General features: G+C 60.6%; 2 protein-coding genes. Both read left to right on the forward strand.

Annotated elements, in window-relative coordinates; genetic code table 11:
• Positions 1 to 689, forward strand: a 689-nt coding sequence (locus tag EOC94_RS33255) for a class I SAM-dependent methyltransferase (RefSeq protein WP_148128456.1), incomplete at its 5' end; no start/stop codon positions are given.
• Positions 686 to 1,615, forward strand: coding sequence for a 2-oxoglutarate and iron-dependent oxygenase domain-containing protein (locus EOC94_RS33260; protein WP_127295856.1), 930 nt, complete (start codon positions 686 to 688; stop codon positions 1,613 to 1,615). The genes EOC94_RS33255 and EOC94_RS33260, both read left to right, overlap by 4 nt.
• The last annotated feature ends 18 nt before the right edge of the window (positions 1,616 to 1,633 follow it).

A 1,633-nucleotide genomic window follows, 5' to 3' on the forward strand; every position in this document is an offset into this window, starting at 1 on the left:
GGACCGCACTGGAGCAAGCCGCACGCAAACGCATCAAGGATTCCCATGCGCTCGACGGCGACGTCGATCGCTTGGCACGCTTTTATCGTGAATGGGCAAGTTCCTACGAGTTGGATGTCGGCCGGGATGAATACTGCGGGCCGGCGATTGTTGCGGAACTGGCGGGCACGGTGCAGACAGCCTATTTGGCCAATAAGCGAGCAGCCATCGCAATCCTGGACGCCGGCTGCGGAACGGGCCTCGTCGGCGTGGAACTGGAACGCCTCGGCTTCCGGTTGATCGACGGGATCGACCTCTCCGAGGAGATGGCCGAACAGGCCCGGAAAACCCGCGCATACCGGCATGTCCGAGGCGATGTCGACCTTAACGGGCCGCTCTCCGGCTACTCCACCGCGAGCTATGACATTACGGTCTGCTGCGGCGTCTTCACGCTCGGGCACATCCGACCGGACGCACTGCGCGAACTGGCTCGCGTGACGCGCCCCAACGGATTCATCATCGCAAGCACCCGCAAGAGCTATGCGGAGACCACATCCTTTGGGGATGAAGTGCGGCGTCTACAGGATACGGGCGTGCTTGTGACGGCCCAATGTCTCAACGACGGAAAATACATCGCGGAGGAGGGCGCGCATTACTGGGTTTTCCAGGTGACCGATAAAGCCAACGCACCAATGAAGGAGCAACAATGATCACGCTACCGCAAATCTCACTGGCGAAACTGTCATCCGATGCAACGCGACACGAAGAGCGCGATCGCCTTCGCCTGGCCTGCGAGGTGTACGGGTTCTTCTACCTTGAGCACGGAATCCCGAAAGAACAGATCTCCGAAGCGATCAAGGCTTGCCGGCGGTTCTTCGCGTTGCCACAGTCGGCAAAGGAACGCTTCGGTCACTCCGCACAAAACGTGTACCCTGCTACCGCTCGTGGGTACAGTCCATTGCACGGGGAGGTGCTACATCCCGACGCCGGCCCCGATCCGAAGGAAATGTTCGACCTCGGAATCGAGAATGAAGGTGACCGGCGTCCGTTTGCTGGTCGCACACGCCTTCCGGATGACGCGTTAGCTCCTGGTTTCGCTCGAAGCCTGCTTGCTCTGCAGGCTACCGTGGTCAACGAGGTTGTGCCGCAGCTCGGGACCGCGCTGGCCGACCTGCTCGATATGGAAGAGGGCTGGTTCCCACGCCATTTCAGCCCGCCGACGGTCCTCCAACGCGTGATCCGATATCCATCTACTGGCGGCACAGCTGGAAAGCATACCGACAACGGGTTCTTCACGCTGCTGCTGCAGGAGGAACTCCCCACGCGCTCCTTGCAGGTGTGGTTCGGCGGGCGTTGGATGCCGGCGCCGAGCCTCCCCGACAGTCTCGTGGTCAATCTGGGCGACATGCTTCAGGCCCTAAGCGACGACCGCTTCAGGAGCACACCGCATCGGGTCGTACACAGTGGTCCGGCCGAACGAATTTCCCTTCCTTTCTTTATCTATCCTGACATCGACGCTCGCCTAACTTCCCGGCAAGGAAAGCACACCTTCAGCGTCGCGGAAGTGATGCTACGCAACTTCGAGTCAATCTGGGAAACCAGGAATGGCGCCGGACGCGCGCGAGAGTTGCAGTAAGCCGTTCGGTTTTCTCGA

Origin of the sequence: Mesorhizobium sp. M6A.T.Ce.TU.016.01.1.1 (genome assembly GCF_003997065.1) — a bacterium.
Classification (GTDB): Bacteria; Pseudomonadota; Alphaproteobacteria; order Rhizobiales; family Rhizobiaceae; genus Mesorhizobium; species Mesorhizobium mediterraneum.